This is a genomic window from Stenotrophomonas maltophilia (assembly GCF_047782825.1).
Classification (GTDB): Bacteria; Pseudomonadota; Gammaproteobacteria; order Xanthomonadales; family Xanthomonadaceae; genus Stenotrophomonas.
Genome location: NZ_CP180589.1, coordinates 920,179 through 939,916 on the forward strand (window position 1 = coordinate 920,179; position 19,738 = coordinate 939,916).

Here is a 19,738-nt window from a genome sequence, read left to right on the forward strand (position 1 = left end):
GGCTTTGATCCTGCAGTTGTAGAGTCGAGCCATGCTCGACCAGGGAAAACGGGCGCGAAAGCGCCCGTTTTTTTACCCTGCTGTCGCAGCTTCGCCCCCCCCGGCCGGGACAGCGGGACTTGCAACCGAACCTCCTGGCCTGCGGATGCACTCCGCATCGGGAGTGCCCATGCCCCGCGACTTCCTTACGTGCGCCCTCTGAGCATCCTCCGCCTCCTGCCTGACTTCTGGGAAGTACGCTTCGATCTCGCGGCCGTCGTAGCGGAATGTAATCTCCTTTACTGGCGCAGCCTTTTGCGCAATGTGGATCAGGCTATGACGGAATTCGTCATGCTGATCTTCAAAGCTGGCACCGTAGTCATTCGGCAGGATCCCAGGACCAAAGTGAATCCGAAGCGCTCCCCCATTGAAGTCGAAGGAGACCTGCACACGGATATCGTTGGACTGCCCCTCAAGCCGCTCCATTCGATCCAGGATCTCCTGCGCCCTGAGGGTCAGTATCGCGTCAAGCTGCGCGTCGCGACGCAGCGACCCAAGCACCTCAGCGCGAGGATTGGCGAGTAACTTCGGCGCTGCGAGCACCCCAGCAATGAAAAGAATGGATCCTAGAGCAGGCCAAAGTGCCCGAGTCACCTTCATGGATTTTTCTCCAGATTTGCATTGGGAAATTCAGTACAAGGCTTCAACCGGCCTTGATAGGGTCGAGCCATGCTCGACTGAAGAAAACGGGCGCGGAAGCGCCCGTTTTTTCATCCTGCTGTTGCAGGCTCGACTCCGGCAGGGACACCGGGACTTGCAACCGTACCACCCGGCCCGCGGATGCACTGAACCCAGTGGCGCACCGGCGGTGACTTGACGCCATCATCGTCGACCACCTGGGTGTTCCAGAATACGGGTGCGCTTCCCGCGTTCTCGCAGCGAAGCGTGATCTGACTCGGCTTCGTATCCGGGGTCTCGATGCGCACCCGCCCACCCGTGCAGATCCAGCCCGGCGGGCAACCAACGTTGGTGGTGATCAGCTCAATCGGATACTGAGGGTAGCCCTCGAACACAACGTCAACCTGCCGGGAGTCACCCTGTAAAAGGTTGATTCCATCGATTGGCTCAGCCTTGAGAGGAGTGCAGTCCTTGCCTTCGCGAAAAAGTCGATAGCCTTTCTCGACGCCCTTCATGGAGGCTGTGCGAAAGACGGGATCCTGCAGGGCCGCCACATCTTCAGGATTGGAATGATAGGCGGTCTCAACGATTACCGAGGGCATCATTCCGATGCGATTCTCACCATGGCCGCCTGGATTCGACTGCGCCCGGACAGGAAAATTTTCATAGCCCTCTTGGGCGCGAATGATTTCACGCATACCACAGAGAATGCTGTCCCCCAGCGCTTTGTCCTGCGGCTTGGTGCGGTGGTAATAGACCTCAGCACCGCGCACACTCGTATCAACGTTGCCATTCGTATGCAAGCTCAGCATTACGTCGACGCCCAGGTGATTGGCGTAGTTGGGACGAGCACGGATATCCTCTTTCACCTCACGGTCGCTTTCAGAACTGTTCGGCAGCTCATTCCAGATGTCAGCCCGGTCCGGCAGAAGCGCCTTCAAGTGATAACGGGCAGACATGTGCTCCCAAGGATGCGTGGACTCGGGATGAGGGTCCACCGAGCGGCTTCGAGCGCGATAAACTGCCAAACCACTCCGCTGCTCCAGTAGCTTCTGAAGCGCATCGCCGTACACCGGGCTCAATACGTCTTCCTGCAGCCCGAGTGGCGCCGGCCGCTGAAACTCCCATTCTCTGCCCGGGTGCAAGGCGATGTATCCATGACTAGAGGACACCAATGCCATGCTGTGCGCCGATCGGGTCTGCGCCAGCCCACGCCGAGTGTGATCTTCGGGAAAATGCTCCTCGATGGGCCTACCCTGAAAGAAGAATTCCACATCAAGGATTTCCAACCCTGACCGTTCTGAATAACGCCGTAGGTCGGCGGCCAGCGGCTCAAGGAAGAGCTCGCCATATCCGGCGTCTTTGTCAGGGAGATAGCCAGGCCCAAAGTTGACCACCATCCTGTGCTTCCGGGGCTCAAACACTATCCCGACCGTCACCTGGCGCAGCCTCCCTCGCTCCTGCAAATGACGCGTCAACCGAACTTCCACTTCCCGTTCGAGCATTGCCGCCAGCTCCGCATAGATCTCCGATCCTTCCACCACAGGAGAACTCGGGATTCCAGAAGCCGACACCTGTAGCGGAAACATCGCGCCGGAAGCAACCGCCAGGGCAGCCAGACACAGTCCTTTCATCTCTGATTTCTCCTCGAGGATGGATACGCACCGCCATTGCGGCGCGCCCCTCACCCTTGCCCAGCAGGCTAGGCATGTTGTGCCAACCCTTACACAGAGCCGAAGAATTCAAACTTTTCTCAAGCCCATAGCGACACATCGCCACAAGCTGCTGCGCCAACACCATTCACACCCCACCTGCCCCATCCTTTCCTCCATGCCCTCCTCCCGCTTCCTGACCTCCCTGCAGGCCATTCCCGCCACCGACTGGGATGCCCTGCACGATGGCCGCAACCCCTTTCTCAGCCACGTCTTCCTGTCTGAACTGGAAGAACACGGTTGCCTGCGTGGTGCCAGATATCTGTCCGATCAGGCAGAAGGCTCTTGAGATGATATCGGGCCGACATTTCCTGCCAGGGATGCATCGACTCAGGATGAATGTCATTTCCGACGCGACGGGCGCGATGCACTGTCAGATCAGCACGATCCGCAAGAAGCCGTGCAAGTTCGTCCGCGTATCCTGGTGTGATCAGATCCTCGCGAATGCCATGCCGCTCGGGACGCTGGAATTCCCACTGCAAACCAGGGTGCACGCGCAAGAGGCCGTGACTGGCAGACACAAGAACTGAACCCCCGGCCTGCCGAGGAAGCGCTTGAAGAGGAGTGATGACGCTTCGGGGGAAATGCTCCCAATAGAGCCTCCCCTCGTACAGTACGACAATCTCAACCTCGCCCACGCCCGCCTGCAGAACATACCCCTCCAGAGTATTCCTGACGTATTGCTCCATTTCTTCAAGAGAATGATCGTCCTCCAGCGGCAGGATGCCAGGGCCGAACCGTATAACCATTTTCCGCTGCGAAATGTCGACGGAGGCAGTGACGGACGCACCCAACGGCTTGGATTCTCGCAACCGATGGACATCGAGTATTTCCTGCGCCTTCCTCGTCAGCAGGAGATCCAGCGCCGGGTCGGTCTCTCCAAGCGGCGGCGGATTGCTCGCGGACGCGCATAGGCAAGCCACGCTGCAGGCAAGTACCGAGGCCAGCCCGCCGTTTCGAAAGGCACGCTTGATGTCCATGTCAACTCCTTGAAACAGGTATGGGTGCGCCAGGAGATCCGCACCCAAAGACATTGACAAACATTTGCTGGCGGCGTCTCGCACCAGCGTTGAAGAACAGCACGCCCCTGGCACTTATGAGGCAATTGCGATCACTTATGACGTAGCTTCCATCCTCGATTCAGCGACCACCTTCACGCACGGACACTGCAGGTAGAAAAACGGGGCGATTTGCGATTACCTGACCCGCCCTGAGCCTCCATGACTCGATAGAGGCGCATCTGCTTACCCTCTGACTCGACCGTTTCAATCCGTACGCCACCTCATCAACGCGATTACCAAACAAGTTCAAGAGCAGAGCGAACTTCCCGCCGCACAGCATTCACGGCACTCGGCAAATCTCACTCGGATGGCCGATACGAACCAGCCTGATGGCGCCAACACCATTCACACCCCACCTGCCCTATCCTTCCCTCCATGTTCTCCACCCGCTTCCTGACCTCCCTGCAGGCCATTCCCGCCACCGACTGGGATGCCCTGCACGATGGCCGCAATCCCTTCCTCAGCCACGCCTTCCTGTCTGGACTGGAAGAGCACGGCTGTCTGCGTGAGGACTGGGGTTGGCAGCCGCAGCACTTCACTCTCTGGGAGGGCGACACTCTGATTGGCGCCACCCCCGGTTACCTGAAGACGAACTCCCATGGAGAGTTCGTCTTCGACCACGCCTGGGCCAACGCCTACGCCCGCCATGGCCGCGACTACTACCCCAAGTGGCTCGGCGCGGTGCCGTACTCGCCGGTGACCGGCCCGCGCCTGTTGACCCGTCACGATTCGCTGCGCCCGACCCTGCTGTCGGCACTGCGCGAGCAGTTGCCGGCACTGGATGTGTCCTCGGCCCACATCAACTTCCACACCGCCGATGACGAGACCGCCTTTGGCGATGACTGGCTGTTGCGCGAGGACATCCAGTTCCAGTGGCAGAACCCCGGCGAATGGGCCACGTTCGATCAGTTCCTTGCAGCGATGGACCACAAGCACCGCAAGAACATCCGTCAGGAACGCGCCAAGGTGACCCGCCAGGGCATCAGCTTCCGGGTCGTGCACGGCGATGAGGCCAGCCGCGCCGATCTGCAGTCGATGTACCGCTTCTACCTGCAGACCTTCCTGGAATACGGCAACGCACCCGCACTGACTGACGCCTTCCTGCGCCATCTGGCGATTTCACTTGGCCGCGGGCTGGTACTGTTCCTGGCCGAGCAGGATGGCGAGCCGATTGCAGGGGCACTCTGCCTGCGCGGGGGCGACACGCTGTACGGTCGCTACTGGGGCGGAGCCACCCTGCCCGGCCTGCACTTTGAAGCCTGTTACTACCAGGGCATCGAGTACTGCCTGCGCGAGGGCCTGACCCGCTTCGAGCCCGGCGCGCAGGGTGAGCACAAGCTGGCGCGGGGATTCCTGCCGACGCTGGTGCGCAGCCGGCATTGGGTGGCCGATGCGGATTTTGCCGAGGCGCTGCAGGACTGGTGCCGCCAGGAACGACGGGATGTGCGGCGGTACCAGCAGGAGTTGATGGGGCACAGCCCGTTCCGCGCGGACGGATGACGCGCCAACCAAGGTTGGCATCTACCAATGGCCCGGCAACCAAGGCATTCGCGCGGGGCCACGACGCATACAATCACCCCCATGACACGCCCGCTGCCCTGGCGCCTGGCCGACGAGCCGGATTCGCCCTTCCCGCCAGCCGAAACCGCACTGCGCAAACCCGACGGGCTGCTGGCGGTGGGCGGCGACCTGCACCCGTTGCGCCTGCTCAACGCCTATGCCGGCGGCATCTTTCCGTGGTTCAGCGAGGGCGAGCCGATCCTGTGGTGGTCGCCGGACCCGCGCATGGTGTTCCGCACCGATGGAGTGCACCTGTCCAGCCGCTTCCGCCGCCAGCTGCGCGGCAGCAGCTGGGAAGTCACCGCCGATACCGCCTTCAGTGCGGTGATGCGCGCCTGCGCGGCCGCGCCACGCCCGGGCCAGGACGGGACCTGGATCAGCCCGGAAATGGTGGGCGCCTACAGCCAGCTGCACGATCTGGGGTTTGCCCACTCCTTTGAGGTCTGGGACCGACAGACCCTGGTGGGCGGCATCTACGGGGTGGCCATCGGCACGGTGTTCTTCGGCGAAAGCATGTTCAGCGGCGCCAGCGGCGGCTCCAAGATCGCCTTGGCGGCACTGGCCGCGACCCTGAAGGGCTGGGGCTGGGCGCTGATCGACGCCCAGGTCGAAAACCCGCACCTGCTCACGATGGGCGCCGTTCACCTGCCACGGGAGGAATTCCTGCAGCATGTCCGTCAGTCCGTGCGCCAGGACGGGCGTGAAGGCCCTTGGACCCAGGCGGTGGGACGCCTGCCCGCCCGTGATCTGACCGGGGGTTAACACAAACTTTGCAAGCTGGGCGAAGGACGCGTAAAATGCTGCGCCTTAGGCCCAGCGTGGCCGTTTTCTGAACCGCACAGGACTACATGTCGAAAGACGATTCCATCGAGTTCGAGGGCACCGTCAGCGAGACGCTGCCGAACACCACTTTCCGCGTTCGTCTGGAAAATGGGCACGAAATCATCGCCCACATCTCCGGCCGCATGCGCAAGAACTACATCCGCATCCTCACCGGTGACCGGGTCAAGGTTGAAATGACCCCGTACGACCTGACCAAGGGTCGTATCACCTACCGCATGAAGTAAGCGGTCGGCGCTCTGCGCCACCCCGACAAGGCCAGCCCTGGTTGCTGGCCTTTTGTCATGCCCGTAATCCGGCCCTGCCGGAGGTCACCGTGACCGAACTCACCGTGACATCGGTCAGCCGTGCTTGAGGCAGATTCGCATTCGCAGCGGCCAAGGCATCGTGGCAGCCGATCCAGTCCGGATCGCCAACCCCTGCCCCGCCATGAACACGCTCCCCCTGCACGCCCTGTTCGCCGCCATCATGCTGTCTGCCAGCGCCCTGCTGGCCGTTCCGGCCCGCGCGGCCGATACCCCCGCCGCCGCAGGTGACTGCCTGCAGCTGGCCAGCGACCAGCAGCTGGTGCGCGCCGGCGCGTCGCGCAATGTTCTGCTGCGCAACGGCCAGGATCACTACGTAGTGCACTTCCAGGACGACTGTTCCAAGGCCGCCTATTCGCGCAAGCTCAGCTTCGTGACCGACGGCCAGCAGGGCCGGATCTGCAGCGCCGGCCAGACCGAGCTGCGCACCGACAATGGCCGCTGCACCGTGGATCGGGTCGAGGCCATCGACGAGGCCACCTTCAAGCAGAAGGTGCGCCAGCGCAGCCGCTGAGTGCACACACAACAAGGGCGGCCGAAGCCGCCCTTGTCTCTATCCAGCAACCACCGGGAATCCCCGGCAGCACCCTTATTCCACCGTTGCCGGCAGCAGGCGCTCGGGTTCGGCGTGGGTTTCGACCACCAGCTCGTCGTCGCGCACGTCGATGCTGACCCGGCCACCGTTGACCAGCTTGCCGAACAGCAGTTCGTCGGCCAGGGGACGCTTCACCTTGTCCTGGATCATGCGCGCCATCGGGCGGGCACCCATCAGCGGATCGAAACCGTGGTGGGCCAGCCAGTCGCGCGCGGTCGGGGTGGCCGACAGGCTGACATGCTTTTCCTGCAACAGCATTTCCAGCTCGATCAGGAACTTGTCCACCACGCGCAGGATGTGCTCGAAGCCCAGCGGTTGGAACTGCACCACCGCATCGAGGCGGTTGCGGAATTCCGGCGTGAAGCTGCGGCGGATGGTTTCCATCGCGTCGGTGGCATGGTCCTGCTTGGTGAAGCCGATCGAGCGCCGCGAGGCCTGGGCCGCGCCGGCATTGGTGGTCATCACCAGCACTACGTTCTTGAAGTTGGCTTCGCGGCCGTTGGTATCGGTCAACACGCCGCGGTCCATCACCTGCAACAGGATGTTGAAGATGTCCGGGTGCGCCTTTTCGATTTCGTCCAGCAGCAGCACGCAGTGCGGGGTCTTGACGATCTTTTCGGTCAGCAGGCCGCCCTGGTCGAAGCCGACGTAGCCCGGGGGCGCGCCGATCAGGCGGCTGATCGAATGCGGCTCCATGTACTCGGACATGTCGAAGCGGACCAGCTCGATGCCCAGCTGCAGCGCCAGCTGCTTGGTCACCTCGGTCTTGCCCACGCCGGTGGGGCCGGCGAACAGGAAGTTGCCGATCGGCTTGTCCGGGTTGCCCAGGCCCGAGCGGGCCAGCTTGATGGCCGAGGCCAGGGTGCCGATGGCCGGGTCCTGACCGAAGATCACCATCTTCAGGTTGCGCTCCAGATGCTGCAGCACATCCTTGTCGGTGGCGCTGACCTGCTTGGCCGGAATGCGCGCCATCTTGGCGATGATCGCCTCGACTTCCTCGACGTCGATCAGCTCCTTGCGCTGGCCTTCGGGCAGCAGGCGCTGGCGGGCGCCAGCCTCATCGATCACGTCGATGGCCTTGTCCGGCAGCAGGCGGTCGGCAATGTGCTTGACCGACAGGTCCACGGCAGCCTGCAGCGCCTCATCGGAGTACGTCACCCCGTGGTGGGCCTCGTACTTGGACTTCAGGCCCTGCAGGATCTCATAGGTTTCGCCCACGGTCGGTTCAACGATGTCGATCTTCTGGAAGCGGCGGGCCAGGGCCCGGTCCTTCTCGAAGATGCCGCGGTATTCCTGGAAGGTGGTCGAGCCGATGCAGCGCAGCTCGCCGGAGGCCAGGGCCGGCTTGATCAGGTTGGAGGCGTCCATGGTGCCGCCCGACGCCGAACCGGCACCGATGATGGTGTGGATCTCGTCGATGAACAGCACCGCATTGGGCACCTTCTTCAGTGCGGTCAGCACGCCCTTCAGGCGCTTCTCGAAATCGCCACGGTACTTGGTGCCGGCCACCAGCGCGCCCAGGTCGAGCGAGTAGATGATGGCGTCGGCCAGCACGTCGGGGACCGAGCCTTCGACGATGCGACGGGCCAGGCCTTCGGCAATGGCGGTCTTGCCCACGCCGGCCTCACCCACGTACAGCGGGTTGTTCTTGCGGCGGCGGCACAGGACCTGGATGGTGCGCTCGATCTCGTCGGCACGACCCACCAGCGGGTCGATGCGCCCGGCCCGGGCCTGTTCGTTGAGGTTGCTGGCGAATTCGGTCAGGGCATCGCCCTTGGGCTCGCCCTCGCCCCCTTCCATGCGGCTCTCGCCTTCCGGGGAGGACGGCTGCTCGCCCTCCTCGCCCAGCTTGGCGATGCCGTGGGACAGGTAATTGACCACATCCAGCCGGGTCACGTCCTGCTGGTTGAGGTAATAGACGGCGTGGGAGTCCTTTTCGCCGAAGATGGCGACCAGCACGTTGGCGCCGGTGACCTCCTTCTTGCCCGAGGACTGCACGTGGTACACGGCCCGCTGCAGCACGCGCTGGAAGCCCAGCGTCGGCTGGGTATCGCGGCCGTCATCTTCGGCCAGGCGGGACACGGAGGCCTCGATGGCCTGCTCCAGCTCCTGGCGCAGGCGTTCGGCGTCGGCACCACAGGCCTTGAGGACGGCCTGGGCAGACGGGTTGTCGAGCAGTGCCAGCAGCAGGTGTTCGACCGTCATGAATTCATGCCGGGCCTCACGGGCGCGCTTGTAGCACTGGCCGATGGTGTGTTCGAGGTCTTTGCTGAACATGGATTACTCCGGCGGCAGATGGGGACAATATGCGGCCTGACTACGCGATTTCCATCACCCTAGCGGATTGCTGCGTTCAGATGGCGTTAGCAGTACCCACCGCTTGATCATCGTTCACCCCAGGAAGGCCCACGGAACCATGAGCGAACCCTACCTGAGCCGCTGGCGATTGCGACGTGATGGTCCTGCGAGCCGTACTCCCCATGCCCGGCTCTGGCCGGTGCTGACTGCCTCTGGCGAAGCGGCCATGTTGAAGGTGAGCACGGAGACGGAGGAGCAGAACGGCCATCGCCTGCTGCGCTGGTGGAACGGTGACGGCGCCGCCCGGCTGCTGGCCCACGAGGGGCCGGCGATCCTGATCGAGCGCGCCGCGGGCCAATCGCTGCGGCAACGTTCGATCCAGGGCCAGGACGAAGCCTGCACGACGATCCTGTGCCAGGTCCTGCAGCGGCTGCACCGGCCACGGAGCGCGCCGCCAGAGGAACTGGTGTCCCTCCGTAGATGGTTCGCCGATCTGCTGCAGCCAAGGGCCGCGCTGCCGCCATGGCTGGAACAGTGCAGGCTGCTGGCGGAGGCATTGATTGCCAGCCAGCAGGAGATGCGGCCCCTGCACGGCGACCTGCACCATGACAACGTGCTGGATTTCGGCGCCCGGGGCTGGCTGGCCATCGACCCGAAGCGGCTGATTGGCGACCGGGCCTTCGATTACACGACGCTGTTCAGCAACCCGGACCTGTGCGGGCCGGGCATCCATGTCGCCACGCGGCCGGACATCTTCGCCGCACGGGTGACGCAGGTGGGCGCGCTGGCCGGGATCGAGCGCACGCGCCTGCTGCGCTGGGTGGCAGCCAGCGCCGGCTTGTCAGCGGTCTGGTTCAGGGATGATGGCGACCCGGCCGAGGTGGATACGGCCGTGGCACGGATGGCGCTGGACGCATTGGCGGAGGCGTGATCCCGCTGTAGAGCCGAGCCTGCGCTCGGCTGCTCCTGGCAGAGATCTGGATGCCTGGACGAACAGCAGCCGAGCATGGGCTCGGCTCTACCGGGGGGCTGCTCAGGCCTTTTCCATCGTGCACAGCAGCGGGTGCTGGTTCATGCGCGAGTACTCGTTGACCTGGGCGACCTTGGTTTCGGCCACTTCACGGGTGAACACGCCACAGACACCGCGGCCGCGGGTATGCACGTGCAGCATCACCTGCGTGGCCTTGTCCAGGTCCATGCTGAAGAACTGCTGCAGGACGTCCACCACGAAATCCATCGGGGTGTAGTCGTCGTTGAGGATCATCACCTGGTAGAACGGCGGCGGCGCCACTTCAGGGCGCGCGGGCTCCACGGCAATGCCGTGCTCGTGATGGGATTCGGGGGAGGACTCGCGGGGCATCCATACATTATAGAGGCTGCGATGGCCCTGCGTCGGCCTGCCGCAGAATGGACGGCGCGCACGCCCGCCGTCACAATTGCACCCTCTTCCCACAATGTTTCACAGGATTTTCATGAAAAGGACCCTTCTGCCTGCCCTGCTGATCGCCCTGGCCGCCGCGGGTACCGCCGGCGCTGCGACCGGCACCGACAGCGCCAAGGCCGACGCCGGCATCGCCCGCCACCTGGAAAAGCTGGGCTACACCTTCGAGGTGGACGAGGACGGCGATTACCAGATGGTGTTCGACGTTGAAGGCGATCGCACCCAGATCGTCTACGTGCGTTCGGCGGTGGAAGACTTCGGCAGCCACAACATCCGCGAAATCTGGTCGCCGGGCTACGTATCCAAGACCAAGCAGTTCCCGGTGGCCGTGGCCAATCGCCTGCTGGAAGATTCGCAGGACGCCAAGATGGGCGCCTGGGTGAAGCAGGACATGACCGCCATGTTCGTGGTCAAGATCGACGCCGATGCCAGCCCCGACCAGCTCAGTGACGCCATCGACGCGGCCATCCGCACCGCCGATGCGATGGAGCTGGAGCTGACCAAGAAGGACGACCTCTGAGTTGAACGCTGTGCAGGACCCGCGCTGGGCACCGCATGCCACCGTCGCCACCGTGGTGGTCGACGGCGGCCGCGTGCTGCTGGTGGAAGAAACCATCGACGGCCGGCAGGTGCTGAACCAGCCCGCCGGCCACCTGGAGCCAGGCGAAAGCCTGGCCGCGGCCGCCCTGCGCGAGACCCGCGAGGAAACCGGCTGGACGGTGGAACTGACCGCCTTCGTGGGCTGCTACCAGTGGACCGCCGGTGACGGCACCACCTTCCTGCGCTTCTGTTACGCCGCCCGCCCCATCGCCCACGACCCGGACCAGCCGCTGGATACCGGTATCGACCGCGCGCTGTGGCTGTCCCCGGACGAGCTGCAGGCCGCCGGCGAGCGCCTGCGCAGCCCGCTGGTCTGGCAGGTGGTGGCCGACTACCTGGCCGGCCAGCGCCATCCGCTTTCTCTGGTCCGGGAGGTCGCATGAGCAGCCCACGGGTAATGGTTGGCGTGTCTGGCGGCGTGGATTCGTCCGTGGCCGCCTGGCGCCTGGTGCAGCAGGGCGAGGCCGTGGCCGGCCTGTTCATGCAGAACTGGGCCGACGATGGCAGCGGCGACTGCCGGGCCGAGGATGACCGCCGCGATGCGGTGGCCGTCTGTGGCCTGCTCGGCATCCCCTTCCACTTCCGCGATTTTTCCAGCGAGTACTGGCAGGGTGTGTTCGAGCATTTCCTGGCCGAGTACGCCGCTGGCCGCACCCCCAACCCGGACGTGCTGTGCAACCGCGAAGTGAAGTTCAAGCACTTCCTGGACGCCGCCCGCGAGCTGGGCGCCGAGCGCATCGCCACCGGCCACTACGCCCGCGTGGCCCAGCGCGGCCACCAGTGGCTGCTGCTGCGCGGCGCCGACCGTTCCAAGGACCAGAGCTACTTCCTGCACCAGCTGGGGCAGGAACAGCTGGCCGCGACCCTGTTCCCGATTGGCGACCTGGAGAAGACCGACCTGCGGCGGATCGCCCGTGATGTCAGCCTGCCCACCCACGCCAAGAAGGATTCCACCGGCATCTGCTTCATCGGCGAGCGCGATTTCCGCGAGTTCCTGGGCCGCTACCTGCCGGCCCGGTCCGGCCAGATCCTGGACCCGGCCGATGGCAGCGTCATCGCCGAACATCCCGGCGTGTTCTATTTCACCCTGGGCCAGCGCGAGGGCCTGAACATCGGCGGCGTGCGTGGCCGCCCCGCCGCCCCGTGGTATGTGGTGGGCAAGGATGTGGGCAGCAACGTGCTGTACGTGGACCAGGACCGGGACAGCAAGTGGATGCTGTCCGAGCGCCTGCGTTCGGAAACCGCGCACTGGATTGCCGGTGCGCCGCCGGCCCGGCGCTTTGAATGCACCGCCCAGACCCGCTACCGCCAGCCGGACGAGCCGTGTACGGTCGAGGTGCTGGACGATGGCAGCGTGCTGGTCACCTTCGCGCGGCCGCAGCGCGCCGTCACCCCTGGCCAGTCGCTGGTGCTGTATGACGGTGATGTGTGCCTGGGTGGCGCGGTGATCGCCGCCACCGATGCGCCGCTGGAACAGCGCCTGCGCACCACCCCTTCTCCTTTTGAGGTAATCGCTGCATGAGTTTCACTGTCGACGACCGCGTCCTGGCTCTGGCCGGCATTGCCCAGGCCCTGCAGCAGGTACGCCGTATCGCCGATACCGGCCATTCCGACGCCGCCGCGGTGCGTACCGCCGTGGACAGCGTGTTCCGCATCGATGCCGCCTCGCCGCAGGAAGTGTTCGGTGACCGCCACGCACTGAAATCCGGCCTGCGCCTGCTGCACAACTACTTCCGCAACCAGGGCCAGGACCCGATCCTGCCCAAGCTGGCCCTGTCGGTGCTGCAGCTGGAGCGCCGCTTCGTGCAGGATGGGGCCACCGTGAACAAGGTCGCCTCGGGCATCGAGCGCGCCCAGCGCCAGGCCGCCGAGCTGGGCGACAGCGGCCACCCGGACGTGCTGGCCAACCTGGGCGGCCTGTACGCGGACACCATCAGCCACCTCAAGCCGCGGGTCATGGTGCAGGGCAACCCGCACTACCTGGGCCAGCCCGGTGTGGTGGCCGAGATCCGCGCCCTGCTGCTGGCCGCCGTGCGTTCGGCGGTGCTGTGGCGCCAGCTGGGCGGCAGCTACTGGGACTTCCTGCTCAGCCGCAAGGCCATGACCGAGGCCGTGGACCGGCAGCTGGCCTGAGGGTCTGGCGCCGGGGGGTCGGATCCCTTTCCGGGTACTGGAAAGGGCTCTGACCCCTGACGCACCTGAGCGTCGGAAATCCGGCGCATTCAGAAAGCACATCGACGTTAAAGAGAAAGGGGGTACGGCCGATACATCCTCCGTGCACCTCCCGAGAACGTCCATGTACTCACGCATTTTCATCCGTCTGGCCGCCCCCCTGGCCCTGACCCTGCTGCTCCCCTTCGCCATCGGTTTCGAATGGCCAGCCGCCCTGCGTTGGGCGATCCTGACCACGATGACGCTGAGCTGGCTCGGCTTCGCGTGGTGGACCACCCGCGCCCAGGCACATCGCTCCCCGGAACATACCCGTGTCCTGCGTGAGCAGGACCAGCTGCTGACAGAGCTGCGCAGCTTCGTCGGCAATGAGATCGACGGTTCCCGCAGCGAAGTGGAACGTGCCCGCGACCTGATCCGCCAGGCAGTGTCCAGCCTGGGTGGCAGCTTCGATGCGATGAACCGCAAGTCGCGCCAGCAGAGCCAGGCCCTGTCCCGCATCGTCGACCGCGCCGGTGACGAAGGCAGCGCCGGCCTGGACGTCGCCCGCTTCGCCCAGCATGCCAGCAACCGCATGGAACAGCTGGTGGAAGCGCTGGAACAGGTCAGTGGCCAGAGCAGCACCACCGTGCAGCACATCGACCAGATGGCCCAGCACCTGGACGGCATCTTCGCCCTGCTGGAAGACGTCAAGTCGATTGCCGACCAGACCAACCTGCTGGCGCTGAACGCAGCCATCGAAGCGGCCCGTGCCGGTGAAGCCGGTCGTGGCTTTGCGGTGGTGGCCGACGAAGTGCGCAACCTGTCCGAGCGCTCGACCACCTTCAACGAACAGATCCGCAAGCTGGCCCACAGCTCCAAGGACGCCATTGCCAAGGTGCGCGAGACGGTCTCGCACATGGCATCGCGCGATATGGACCGGTCACGCGAAGCGCGCCAGGAAGCGGCGGCGATGCTGGACAACGTGGCCCAGATCAATGCCTCGCTGGGCGATGGCATGCGCGAAGTCTCCGACTGCGCCCGTTCGATCGATGGCAGCGTGGCCGAAGCCGTGCGCGCCCTGCAGTTCGAAGACATCGCCACCCAGGCCCTGGGCGGCGTGCACACCCACCTGGACCGCCTGACCGCCATCAACCGCGAAGCGGTGGCCCTGCAGGAACTGCTGCACCGCAATGGCGGCGTGTTCGACGAAGAGATCGCCACCGCCCTGCAGCGCACCGGTAGCCGCCTGCGTGAACTGCGCAGCGAATGGGAACGCCCGCCGCACAAGCCGGTTGCCCAGCAGAACATGGGCGCCGGTACGGTCGAGCTGTTCTGATCCAGATGTCCGCTGCCTTTTCCGGCAGCCCGCAAGGCCCCGGTCATTCCGGGGCCTTTGCCTGTAACCTGCCGTTGGATGCCCCTGCCCCGCGCACCATGACCCTGATCCGCGCCCTTCCCCCGATCGACCCCAACGAACGCCCGCGCAACCCGGGCGTGCGCGAGCAGCTGCAACAGCTGGAAGATGTGGCGCGCGAAGAGATCCAGGAACTGCAGCAGCTGGCCGATGCCCGCCCTGCCCCGCCGGCGCCTGCCGGTGAGCTGCTGGGGATGGCCTGGGACCTTGGGCTGGATGGTGACGCGCTGAAGTAGATCCACGCCATGCGTGGATGGGCCCCACCCATGGCATGATCCCCCAGTCCCGACACCATCCACGCATGGCGTGGATCTACTGGTGTTACGCGGCGTGATAGTGCCACAGCCGCTGTGGCATGATCCCCCGGTCCCGTTCATGGAAGACCGATGGCCATCGCCCTGATCGCATTGCTGCTGATCGAAGTCCTGTTGCTGCTCAGGTGGGCCCCGTTCTTCTTCGGCACAGGCATCGTCCTGTTCAACCAGCGCATTGCCGCCTCGCCGGCCGAGTTGAGCCAGTTGTCACTGGCCGGGCTGGAACACGATCTTCCGATCGACAAATGGATGCGCCTGGTATTCCATGCCCTGCCCGATGGCAGCGTAGCCTTCCGTGAGAGCTTCGCGCCAAACTTCGGGGGGCGCTATTTCGCGCTGATGCGCGGCCTGCTGGTGGTCGACAAGCGCCGCCGCGAGGTGCGCGTGATCGGGCGCTGCAGCTGGTTCGCACTGGTCCTGACCGTACTGGTGGTACCGATCATCCTGGTGCGCCCGATGGCGTGGCCGATGCTGGTGTGCCCGCTGATTTTCTATATGGGCTACTACATCCAGCGCAAGCGCTATGCCAACGTAGTGGAGGTAGTGCGGGCGCGGGTGCGCTCGGAGTTTCCGCGAGGGTTCGTTGACCCGCGGCGGTAGATTCACGCTGTGGCTGGGGGGCTTCGCGGCCCTCACGCAGTTTCGGACTAATTGCATGGACCTTGGTCAAGGCGCCCTTCATGGTGTACGGCCAATACCAACCAGAGCAACCTGTAGCCCGATGAGCAACGCCGCCCTCTGCCTTTCAATCGCTCTGCAGCTTCCTGTTGCCGCGGCACCTCTCGTTCTGGATCTCGATTCGCTGCAGGCACTTCGGCAGGCGACCCAGGCATTTGGAGAGTTCCAGCACCCCTATCCCGCGCCGATGGATGTGAATGACCCTGAGGCCGGGACAATCGATGCAACGGTCGAGGTCTCCTTGGCCTGCCTGCAGGACGGACCGCCAGTCATCATCCTTGACGATGATTCCGGCGAGACGGAGCAGCGTTACCTTGTTCTGGACGACGCATGGAACGGGCTTTCAGCGGGGACGATGCTGCTGGTCTCCGGAAGCCAGGCGAGCACCATCACAACGGACGAGGCGACGCCGGACCTGGCACAGGCCGAGGCGATGTTGAACTTCCTGGACTACCTGCCCATCAACCTGGGTTCGAACTCCCTGGCCGAACCGAGCGCCGGCGTGACGGCGGCAGAGGTCGATTTCGACAGGTTCATGCAGGATTTCGCTGCGAGCAGCGAAGGGGAACCTGTTTCCGAAGCGGCCCTTGCAGCGTCGGAAGGCAAGCTGCCAGGATTGCTGCTGGCGCTGTGGCGACGCGACGGGCTGGCTCGCTATCGCGATGACAAGCTCGTCCTGGTCGATCCCCATCTGTATGCGGAGGTCGCTACCGTGTTCCTGCAGGGCACTCCGATGGAAGGCGCCGATATTTTCCATGTCTACGCGGTGACGACTTTCGGCCAGATTCTGTTGTGTGGGGAGAACACCTCCACGCAGATCAGCATCGACCCGCATAGCGGACACGCGTCGACACATTGGGATATGCCAGGCCCCGCCGATGCGGCAGAGCGCAACCAGGAACTGGCGTTCCTGCTGGAGGCCCTTGATGGGCCCTATCTTGATGCCACCGACGACGATGAGCAGCCCCTGCATGCGCATGCACGTGACCAACTGGGGCCATTGGCTCCAAATGAGATCTACAGTTTTTCGCCCGCGGTGTCCGAAGGTGGTTGGAAGGCGGCGCATCTGGTGAAGCGGGACCGCCTCGCTGAGCTGAAATCCCTTGCCGCGGCCGCAACGAGGAACCCGCCGTCCCGGCGGGATACCTGACACAGGTAGATCCACGCCATGCGTGGATGAGCGCGAGCGCCCGGATCAGTGCCAACCAACGGTCGGCACCCACCACCACTCGCCGGGCATGGCCCGGCGCTACCGTCAACGTACCAGGGCGACAGCGGGGCTGGCGTGCTGCTGCCGCAACCACTGCGCCAGGTCGCGCGGGCTGAGCGGGCGCGAGTACAGGTAACCCTGGATCTCATCGCAGCCCTGGCGGCGCAGCATGGCCTCTTCCTGCTGCGTTTCCACGCCTTCGGCCACCACCTTCATGCCCAGGGCGTGGCCCAGGTGGACGATGGCCTGGGTCACTTCCGCCGTGCCGGCGTCGTGCAGCATGCCCTGCACGAAGCTGCGGTCGATCTTCAGGCGCCCTACCGGGAAGCGGTTGAGGTAGTTGAGGTTGGAGAAGCCGGTACCGAAGTCGTCCACCGCCAGCGGCACACCGTGCCGCTCCAGTACGTCGAAGCAGTGGCGCAGGATATCGGTGTCACGGATCAGCGCCGATTCGGTCAGCTCCAGTTCCAGCCGCTGCGGCGGCCAGCCATGGGCGTGGCAGATGTCGATCACGCGCTCGGCGAAGCCGCGGTCGCGCAGCTGTACCGCCGATACGTTCACCGCGATGCGGTCGAACTGAAGACCGGCGCGATCCCACGCCGCTGCCTGGCGGCAGGCCTCGGCCAGCACCCAGTCGCCAATACGCACGATCTCGCCGCACTTTTCGGCAATGGGAATGAACTCGGCCGGGCTGCAGTAGCCGATGCCGGGTCGATGCCAGCGCAGCAGCGCTTCGATGGCCGGTGGCTCGCCGTGGTGGGCGTGCAGCAGCGGCTGGTAGGCCAGGCTGAATTCCTCGCGCTCGATCGCGCCATGCAGGCCGTGCTCGATTTCCAGCCGGCGCTGGATGCGCGCCAGTGCGTCCTGGCTGTAGTACTGATAGGTGTTGCGACCCGCTTCCTTGGCCGCGTACATGGCCGCATCGGCGGCGCGCAGCAGCGAATCGAAATCGGTCTGGGTATCGCCCAACATGGCGATGCCCACGCTGGCACCCACCTTCAAGGTAGTGTCGCCACGGCGCAGCGGCTCGGCCAGCGAGCCGATCAGCTTGCGCGCCACGTGGCCGGCGTCTTCCGGCTCGGCCAGATCGCGCAGGACGACGATGAACTCATCGCCGCTGAAACGGCCGAACAGGTCGTTGTTGCGCAGGTTCTGGTGCAGGCGGGTGGCGGCAGCCTTCAGCAGCGCGTCGCCGGTGGCATGCCCGAAGCTGTCGTTGATGTTCTTGAAGCCATCCAGGTCGATGAACAGCATGGCCAGCGAGGTGCCGCGGTCGCGCGCCTCCTCGATGGCTTCGGCGGTCTGCTCGCCCAGCAGCACGCGGTTCGGCAGGCCGGTCAGCAGATCGTAATGGGCCAGCAGCTCGATGCGCTCGTTGGCTTCGCGTTCGCGGGTGATGTCACGGAACAGCACCACGAAGCGGGCCGGCAGGCCATCGCGGCGGTCCAGTTCGATCAGTACCTGCACCCAGACGCGCAGGCCGGACTGGCGGTAGAAGCACAGGTCCAGCTGTTCGGGCAGGCCACCGCCGGCAATCCGGCCCAGCGCGGCCTCGAAGTGGGCGCGCGAATCCTCGGTGTACAGGGCCAGCGCCTGGTCCAGGGTGATCGGTTCCTTGCGCAGGCCGTGGATGCGATAGCACTCCTCGGTCCACTGCATGTGCCGGGTGCGGACCTCGATCTCGCAGCCGCCGATGCGGCCCAGCGCGGACACGCGGTTGAGCAGTTCGGTGCGCCAGCGGATGAGCGCGTCGGTCTGGTGCTGTTCGGTGATGTTCTGCACCTGGCCGAGCAGGCGCTTGGGATGGCCATCCATGTCCAGCAGCGGCTGCATCCACAGGCGCAGGTGCTGCGACGGCTCGCTGCCACGGGTCAGTTCCAGTTCCAGGTTGGCGGCGCGTCCATCGCGCCACAACCGGCGCCAGGCCGCGCGCAGCGCGCCACGCGAGCGCGGGTGCAGCTGCTTCAGCCAGCGCCGCTGGCCAGGCACCTCGCCTGCTTCCAGGGCCAGCAGCGAGCGTAGCTCGGGCGACCACCAGAAGCGGTGGCTGCCCGGGTCGAAGGACCAGCTGCCCATGCTGGCGATGCGCTGGGCTTCGCTCAGGTGCAGCTGCTGCTCCTGCAGCAGGGCTTCCAGCTGTTTCTGCTGTTCGATATCGGTATGGGTGCCGACCATGCGCAGCGGCTGGCCGTCAGCAGTGCGGGCGACCACGCGGCCGCGGTCCAGCACCCATCGCCACTGGCCATCTTCCTGGCGGAAACGGAACTGGGCGCTGTACTGCTCGCTGTGGCCGCGCAGGTGCTCGTCCAGCGCCGCCCGCACGTCGCCAATGTCGTCGCTGTGTACCCGCGACAGGATGGCGGTGGCGGTCTCATCCACCAGTGAGGGCGTGCGCACCACCCGGTCGCTGGGAATATCCCAGTCCCACAGGCTGTGGCCGGCGCTGTCCAGCGCCAGTTCCCAGCGCCCGCCGGCATCGACCGGCACCGGCTCGGGCACACTCAGGGTGAAGGCCAGCAGGTTGCCGCTGCCATCGTGTACGGCGCGCAGGTACCCGTCGTAGTGGCCGCGCGGGCCGCCCGGCAGGGTGCAGGCGACGATGCCGCCGTCGGCCGCCAGCAGGCGCAGGTCCTCCAGCATCGGCGCATAGGCGGCCACCGTCGCTGGCAGGCCATGTTCGCGCGCGGCCGGATTGGCCGCGAGCGGACGCCCGCCGCGGTCGACGATGACCAGCGCCGAGGCGAGCGGATGCTGCAGCAGGCTGGCGATGATCCCTTGGTCCACGCGATCTAGCTCCGGAATGACACGCCCGACAGCAGGGCACGCAGTGGTTAACGGCGGGTCCGGCGGATAATTGAGTGGCCAGGGCACACCTGCGCGGTAAGATGGCCGGCGCCCCTCT

At 65.1% G+C, this 19,738-nt stretch carries 19 protein-coding genes and 1 pseudogene; 15 read left to right on the forward strand and 5 right to left on the reverse strand.

Annotated elements, in window-relative coordinates; translation table 11 throughout:
• Positions 1-330 precede the first annotated feature (330 nt).
• Positions 331-564, forward strand: a complete 234-nt coding sequence (locus tag ACM2ZB_RS04255) for a hypothetical protein (protein ID WP_416057583.1) — start codon at positions 331-333, stop codon at positions 562-564.
• 185 nt (positions 565-749) lie between these two features.
• On the opposite strand, the gene ACM2ZB_RS04260 is transcribed toward ACM2ZB_RS04255, so the two are convergent.
• A complete protein-coding gene (locus ACM2ZB_RS04260) occupies positions 750-2,291 on the reverse strand; it encodes an N-acetylmuramoyl-L-alanine amidase family protein (protein WP_416057584.1) in 1,542 nt (513 codons plus the stop codon).
• A gap of 196 nt (positions 2,292-2,487) precedes the next feature.
• Here ACM2ZB_RS04260 and ACM2ZB_RS04265 point away from each other — a divergent pair.
• Positions 2,488-2,619: pseudogene (locus tag ACM2ZB_RS04265) on the forward strand (peptidogalycan biosysnthesis protein); the annotation flags it as partial.
• Here the strand turns inward: ACM2ZB_RS04265 and ACM2ZB_RS04270 are convergent.
• Complete coding sequence (locus ACM2ZB_RS04270) at positions 2,573-3,349, reverse strand: hypothetical protein (RefSeq protein ID WP_416058628.1); 777 nt, start codon at positions 3,347-3,349, stop codon at positions 2,573-2,575. The pseudogene ACM2ZB_RS04265 and the gene ACM2ZB_RS04270 sit on opposite strands and share 47 nt — an antisense overlap.
• Positions 3,350-3,805: 456 nt before the next feature.
• On the opposite strand from ACM2ZB_RS04270, the gene ACM2ZB_RS04275 reads away from it, so the two are divergent.
• The 4 genes from ACM2ZB_RS04275 to ACM2ZB_RS04290 all read left to right on the forward strand — a co-directional run bounded on the left by ACM2ZB_RS04275 (position 3,806) and on the right by ACM2ZB_RS04290 (position 6,649).
• Positions 3,806-4,930 (forward strand): GNAT family N-acetyltransferase, encoded by a 1,125-nt coding sequence (locus ACM2ZB_RS04275; protein WP_416057585.1) that lies wholly within the window; start codon positions 3,806-3,808, stop codon positions 4,928-4,930.
• 81 nt (positions 4,931-5,011) lie between these two features.
• Positions 5,012-5,752 (forward strand): leucyl/phenylalanyl-tRNA--protein transferase, encoded by a 741-nt coding sequence (gene aat, locus ACM2ZB_RS04280; protein WP_416057586.1) that lies wholly within the window; start codon positions 5,012-5,014, stop codon positions 5,750-5,752.
• A gap of 86 nt (positions 5,753-5,838) precedes the next feature.
• The gene (infA, locus tag ACM2ZB_RS04285) at positions 5,839-6,057 is read left to right on the forward strand and encodes a translation initiation factor IF-1 (RefSeq protein WP_005409596.1); all 219 of its coding nucleotides are present in this window, start codon (positions 5,839-5,841) and stop codon (positions 6,055-6,057) included.
• A gap of 202 nt (positions 6,058-6,259) precedes the next feature.
• Positions 6,260-6,649: a hypothetical protein gene (locus tag ACM2ZB_RS04290; RefSeq protein ID WP_416057587.1), complete on the forward strand. Its 390-nt coding sequence runs from the start codon at positions 6,260-6,262 to the stop codon at positions 6,647-6,649.
• 75 nt (positions 6,650-6,724) lie between these two features.
• On the opposite strand, the gene clpA is transcribed toward ACM2ZB_RS04290, so the two are convergent.
• Complete coding sequence (gene clpA / locus ACM2ZB_RS04295; RefSeq protein ID WP_313440402.1) at positions 6,725-9,007, reverse strand: ATP-dependent Clp protease ATP-binding subunit ClpA; 2,283 nt, start codon at positions 9,005-9,007, stop codon at positions 6,725-6,727.
• Positions 9,008-9,146: 139 nt separating this feature from the next.
• Here clpA and ACM2ZB_RS04300 point away from each other — a divergent pair, with 139 nt between their 5' ends.
• Positions 9,147-9,959, forward strand: coding sequence for an APH(6) family putative aminoglycoside O-phosphotransferase (locus tag ACM2ZB_RS04300; RefSeq protein ID WP_416057588.1), 813 nt, complete (start codon positions 9,147-9,149; stop codon positions 9,957-9,959).
• Positions 9,960-10,061: 102 nt separating this feature from the next.
• Here the strand turns inward: ACM2ZB_RS04300 and clpS are convergent, their stop codons facing one another.
• The gene (gene clpS / locus ACM2ZB_RS04305; RefSeq protein WP_313440398.1) at positions 10,062-10,388 is read right to left on the reverse strand and encodes an ATP-dependent Clp protease adapter ClpS; all 327 of its coding nucleotides are present in this window, start codon (positions 10,386-10,388) and stop codon (positions 10,062-10,064) included.
• A 112-nt stretch (positions 10,389-10,500) separates the two neighbouring features.
• On the opposite strand from clpS, the gene ACM2ZB_RS04310 reads away from it, so the two are divergent.
• From ACM2ZB_RS04310 to ACM2ZB_RS04345, 8 genes are all read left to right on the forward strand, one after another.
• Entirely contained in the window at positions 10,501-10,989 is a 489-nt protein-coding gene (locus ACM2ZB_RS04310) for a hypothetical protein (protein WP_416057589.1), read from the forward strand.
• A gap of 1 nt (position 10,990) precedes the next feature.
• Positions 10,991-11,452: an NUDIX hydrolase gene (locus ACM2ZB_RS04315; RefSeq protein ID WP_313440394.1), complete on the forward strand. Its 462-nt coding sequence runs from the start codon at positions 10,991-10,993 to the stop codon at positions 11,450-11,452.
• Positions 11,449-12,591 (forward strand): tRNA 2-thiouridine(34) synthase MnmA, encoded by a 1,143-nt coding sequence (gene mnmA / locus ACM2ZB_RS04320; protein WP_313440392.1) that lies wholly within the window; start codon positions 11,449-11,451, stop codon positions 12,589-12,591. Before ACM2ZB_RS04315 ends, mnmA begins: the two co-directional genes overlap by 4 nt.
• On the forward strand, positions 12,588-13,202 hold the full coding sequence (gene hflD, locus ACM2ZB_RS04325; protein WP_416057590.1) for a high frequency lysogenization protein HflD: 615 nt from the start codon (positions 12,588-12,590) through the stop codon (positions 13,200-13,202). Before mnmA ends, hflD begins: the two co-directional genes overlap by 4 nt.
• 163 nt (positions 13,203-13,365) lie before the next feature.
• On the forward strand, positions 13,366-14,556 hold the full coding sequence (locus tag ACM2ZB_RS04330; RefSeq protein ID WP_313440388.1) for a methyl-accepting chemotaxis protein: 1,191 nt from the start codon (positions 13,366-13,368) through the stop codon (positions 14,554-14,556).
• A gap of 98 nt (positions 14,557-14,654) precedes the next feature.
• Complete coding sequence (locus ACM2ZB_RS04335) at positions 14,655-14,870, forward strand: hypothetical protein (protein WP_416057591.1); 216 nt, start codon at positions 14,655-14,657, stop codon at positions 14,868-14,870.
• Between the two features lie 150 nt (positions 14,871-15,020).
• A complete protein-coding gene (locus ACM2ZB_RS04340) occupies positions 15,021-15,548 on the forward strand; it encodes a hypothetical protein (RefSeq protein ID WP_416057592.1) in 528 nt (175 codons plus the stop codon).
• 121 nt (positions 15,549-15,669) lie between these two features.
• Positions 15,670-16,776 (forward strand): GAD-like domain-containing protein, encoded by a 1,107-nt coding sequence (locus tag ACM2ZB_RS04345; RefSeq protein ID WP_416057593.1) that lies wholly within the window; start codon positions 15,670-15,672, stop codon positions 16,774-16,776.
• Positions 16,777-16,881: 105 nt separating this feature from the next.
• On the opposite strand, the gene ACM2ZB_RS04350 is transcribed toward ACM2ZB_RS04345, so the two are convergent.
• Positions 16,882-19,620: an EAL domain-containing protein gene (locus ACM2ZB_RS04350; RefSeq protein ID WP_416057594.1), complete on the reverse strand. Its 2,739-nt coding sequence runs from the start codon at positions 19,618-19,620 to the stop codon at positions 16,882-16,884.
• Positions 19,621-19,738 lie beyond the last annotated feature (118 nt).

Bases quoted from the DNA above. Each gene is read 5' to 3' on its own strand.
- ACM2ZB_RS04340 (WP_416057592.1), top strand. From the start codon at position 15,021: ATGGCCATCGCCCTGATCGCATTGCTGCTGATCGAAGTCCTGTTGCTG.
- ACM2ZB_RS04275 (WP_416057585.1), top strand. From the start codon at position 3,806: ATGTTCTCCACCCGCTTCCTGACCTCCCTGCAGGCCATTCCCGCCACC.
- infA (WP_005409596.1), top strand. From the start codon at position 5,839: ATGTCGAAAGACGATTCCATCGAGTTCGAGGGCACCGTCAGCGAGACG.
- ACM2ZB_RS04345 (WP_416057593.1), top strand. From the start codon at position 15,670: ATGAGCAACGCCGCCCTCTGCCTTTCAATCGCTCTGCAGCTTCCTGTT.
- clpA (WP_313440402.1), bottom strand. From the start codon at position 9,007: ATGTTCAGCAAAGACCTCGAACACACCATCGGCCAGTGCTACAAGCGC.
- ACM2ZB_RS04335 (WP_416057591.1), top strand. From the start codon at position 14,655: ATGACCCTGATCCGCGCCCTTCCCCCGATCGACCCCAACGAACGCCCG.
- mnmA (WP_313440392.1), top strand. From the start codon at position 11,449: ATGAGCAGCCCACGGGTAATGGTTGGCGTGTCTGGCGGCGTGGATTCG.
- ACM2ZB_RS04290 (WP_416057587.1), top strand. From the start codon at position 6,260: ATGAACACGCTCCCCCTGCACGCCCTGTTCGCCGCCATCATGCTGTCT.
- ACM2ZB_RS04260 (WP_416057584.1), bottom strand. From the start codon at position 2,291: ATGAAAGGACTGTGTCTGGCTGCCCTGGCGGTTGCTTCCGGCGCGATG.
- ACM2ZB_RS04255 (WP_416057583.1), top strand. From the start codon at position 331: ATGCTGATCTTCAAAGCTGGCACCGTAGTCATTCGGCAGGATCCCAGG.
- clpS (WP_313440398.1), bottom strand. From the start codon at position 10,388: ATGCCCCGCGAGTCCTCCCCCGAATCCCATCACGAGCACGGCATTGCC.
- ACM2ZB_RS04330 (WP_313440388.1), top strand. From the start codon at position 13,366: ATGTACTCACGCATTTTCATCCGTCTGGCCGCCCCCCTGGCCCTGACC.
- aat (WP_416057586.1), top strand. From the start codon at position 5,012: ATGACACGCCCGCTGCCCTGGCGCCTGGCCGACGAGCCGGATTCGCCC.
- ACM2ZB_RS04310 (WP_416057589.1), top strand. From the start codon at position 10,501: ATGAAAAGGACCCTTCTGCCTGCCCTGCTGATCGCCCTGGCCGCCGCG.
- ACM2ZB_RS04270 (WP_416058628.1), bottom strand. From the start codon at position 3,349: ATGGACATCAAGCGTGCCTTTCGAAACGGCGGGCTGGCCTCGGTACTT.
- hflD (WP_416057590.1), top strand. From the start codon at position 12,588: ATGAGTTTCACTGTCGACGACCGCGTCCTGGCTCTGGCCGGCATTGCC.
- ACM2ZB_RS04300 (WP_416057588.1), top strand. From the start codon at position 9,147: ATGAGCGAACCCTACCTGAGCCGCTGGCGATTGCGACGTGATGGTCCT.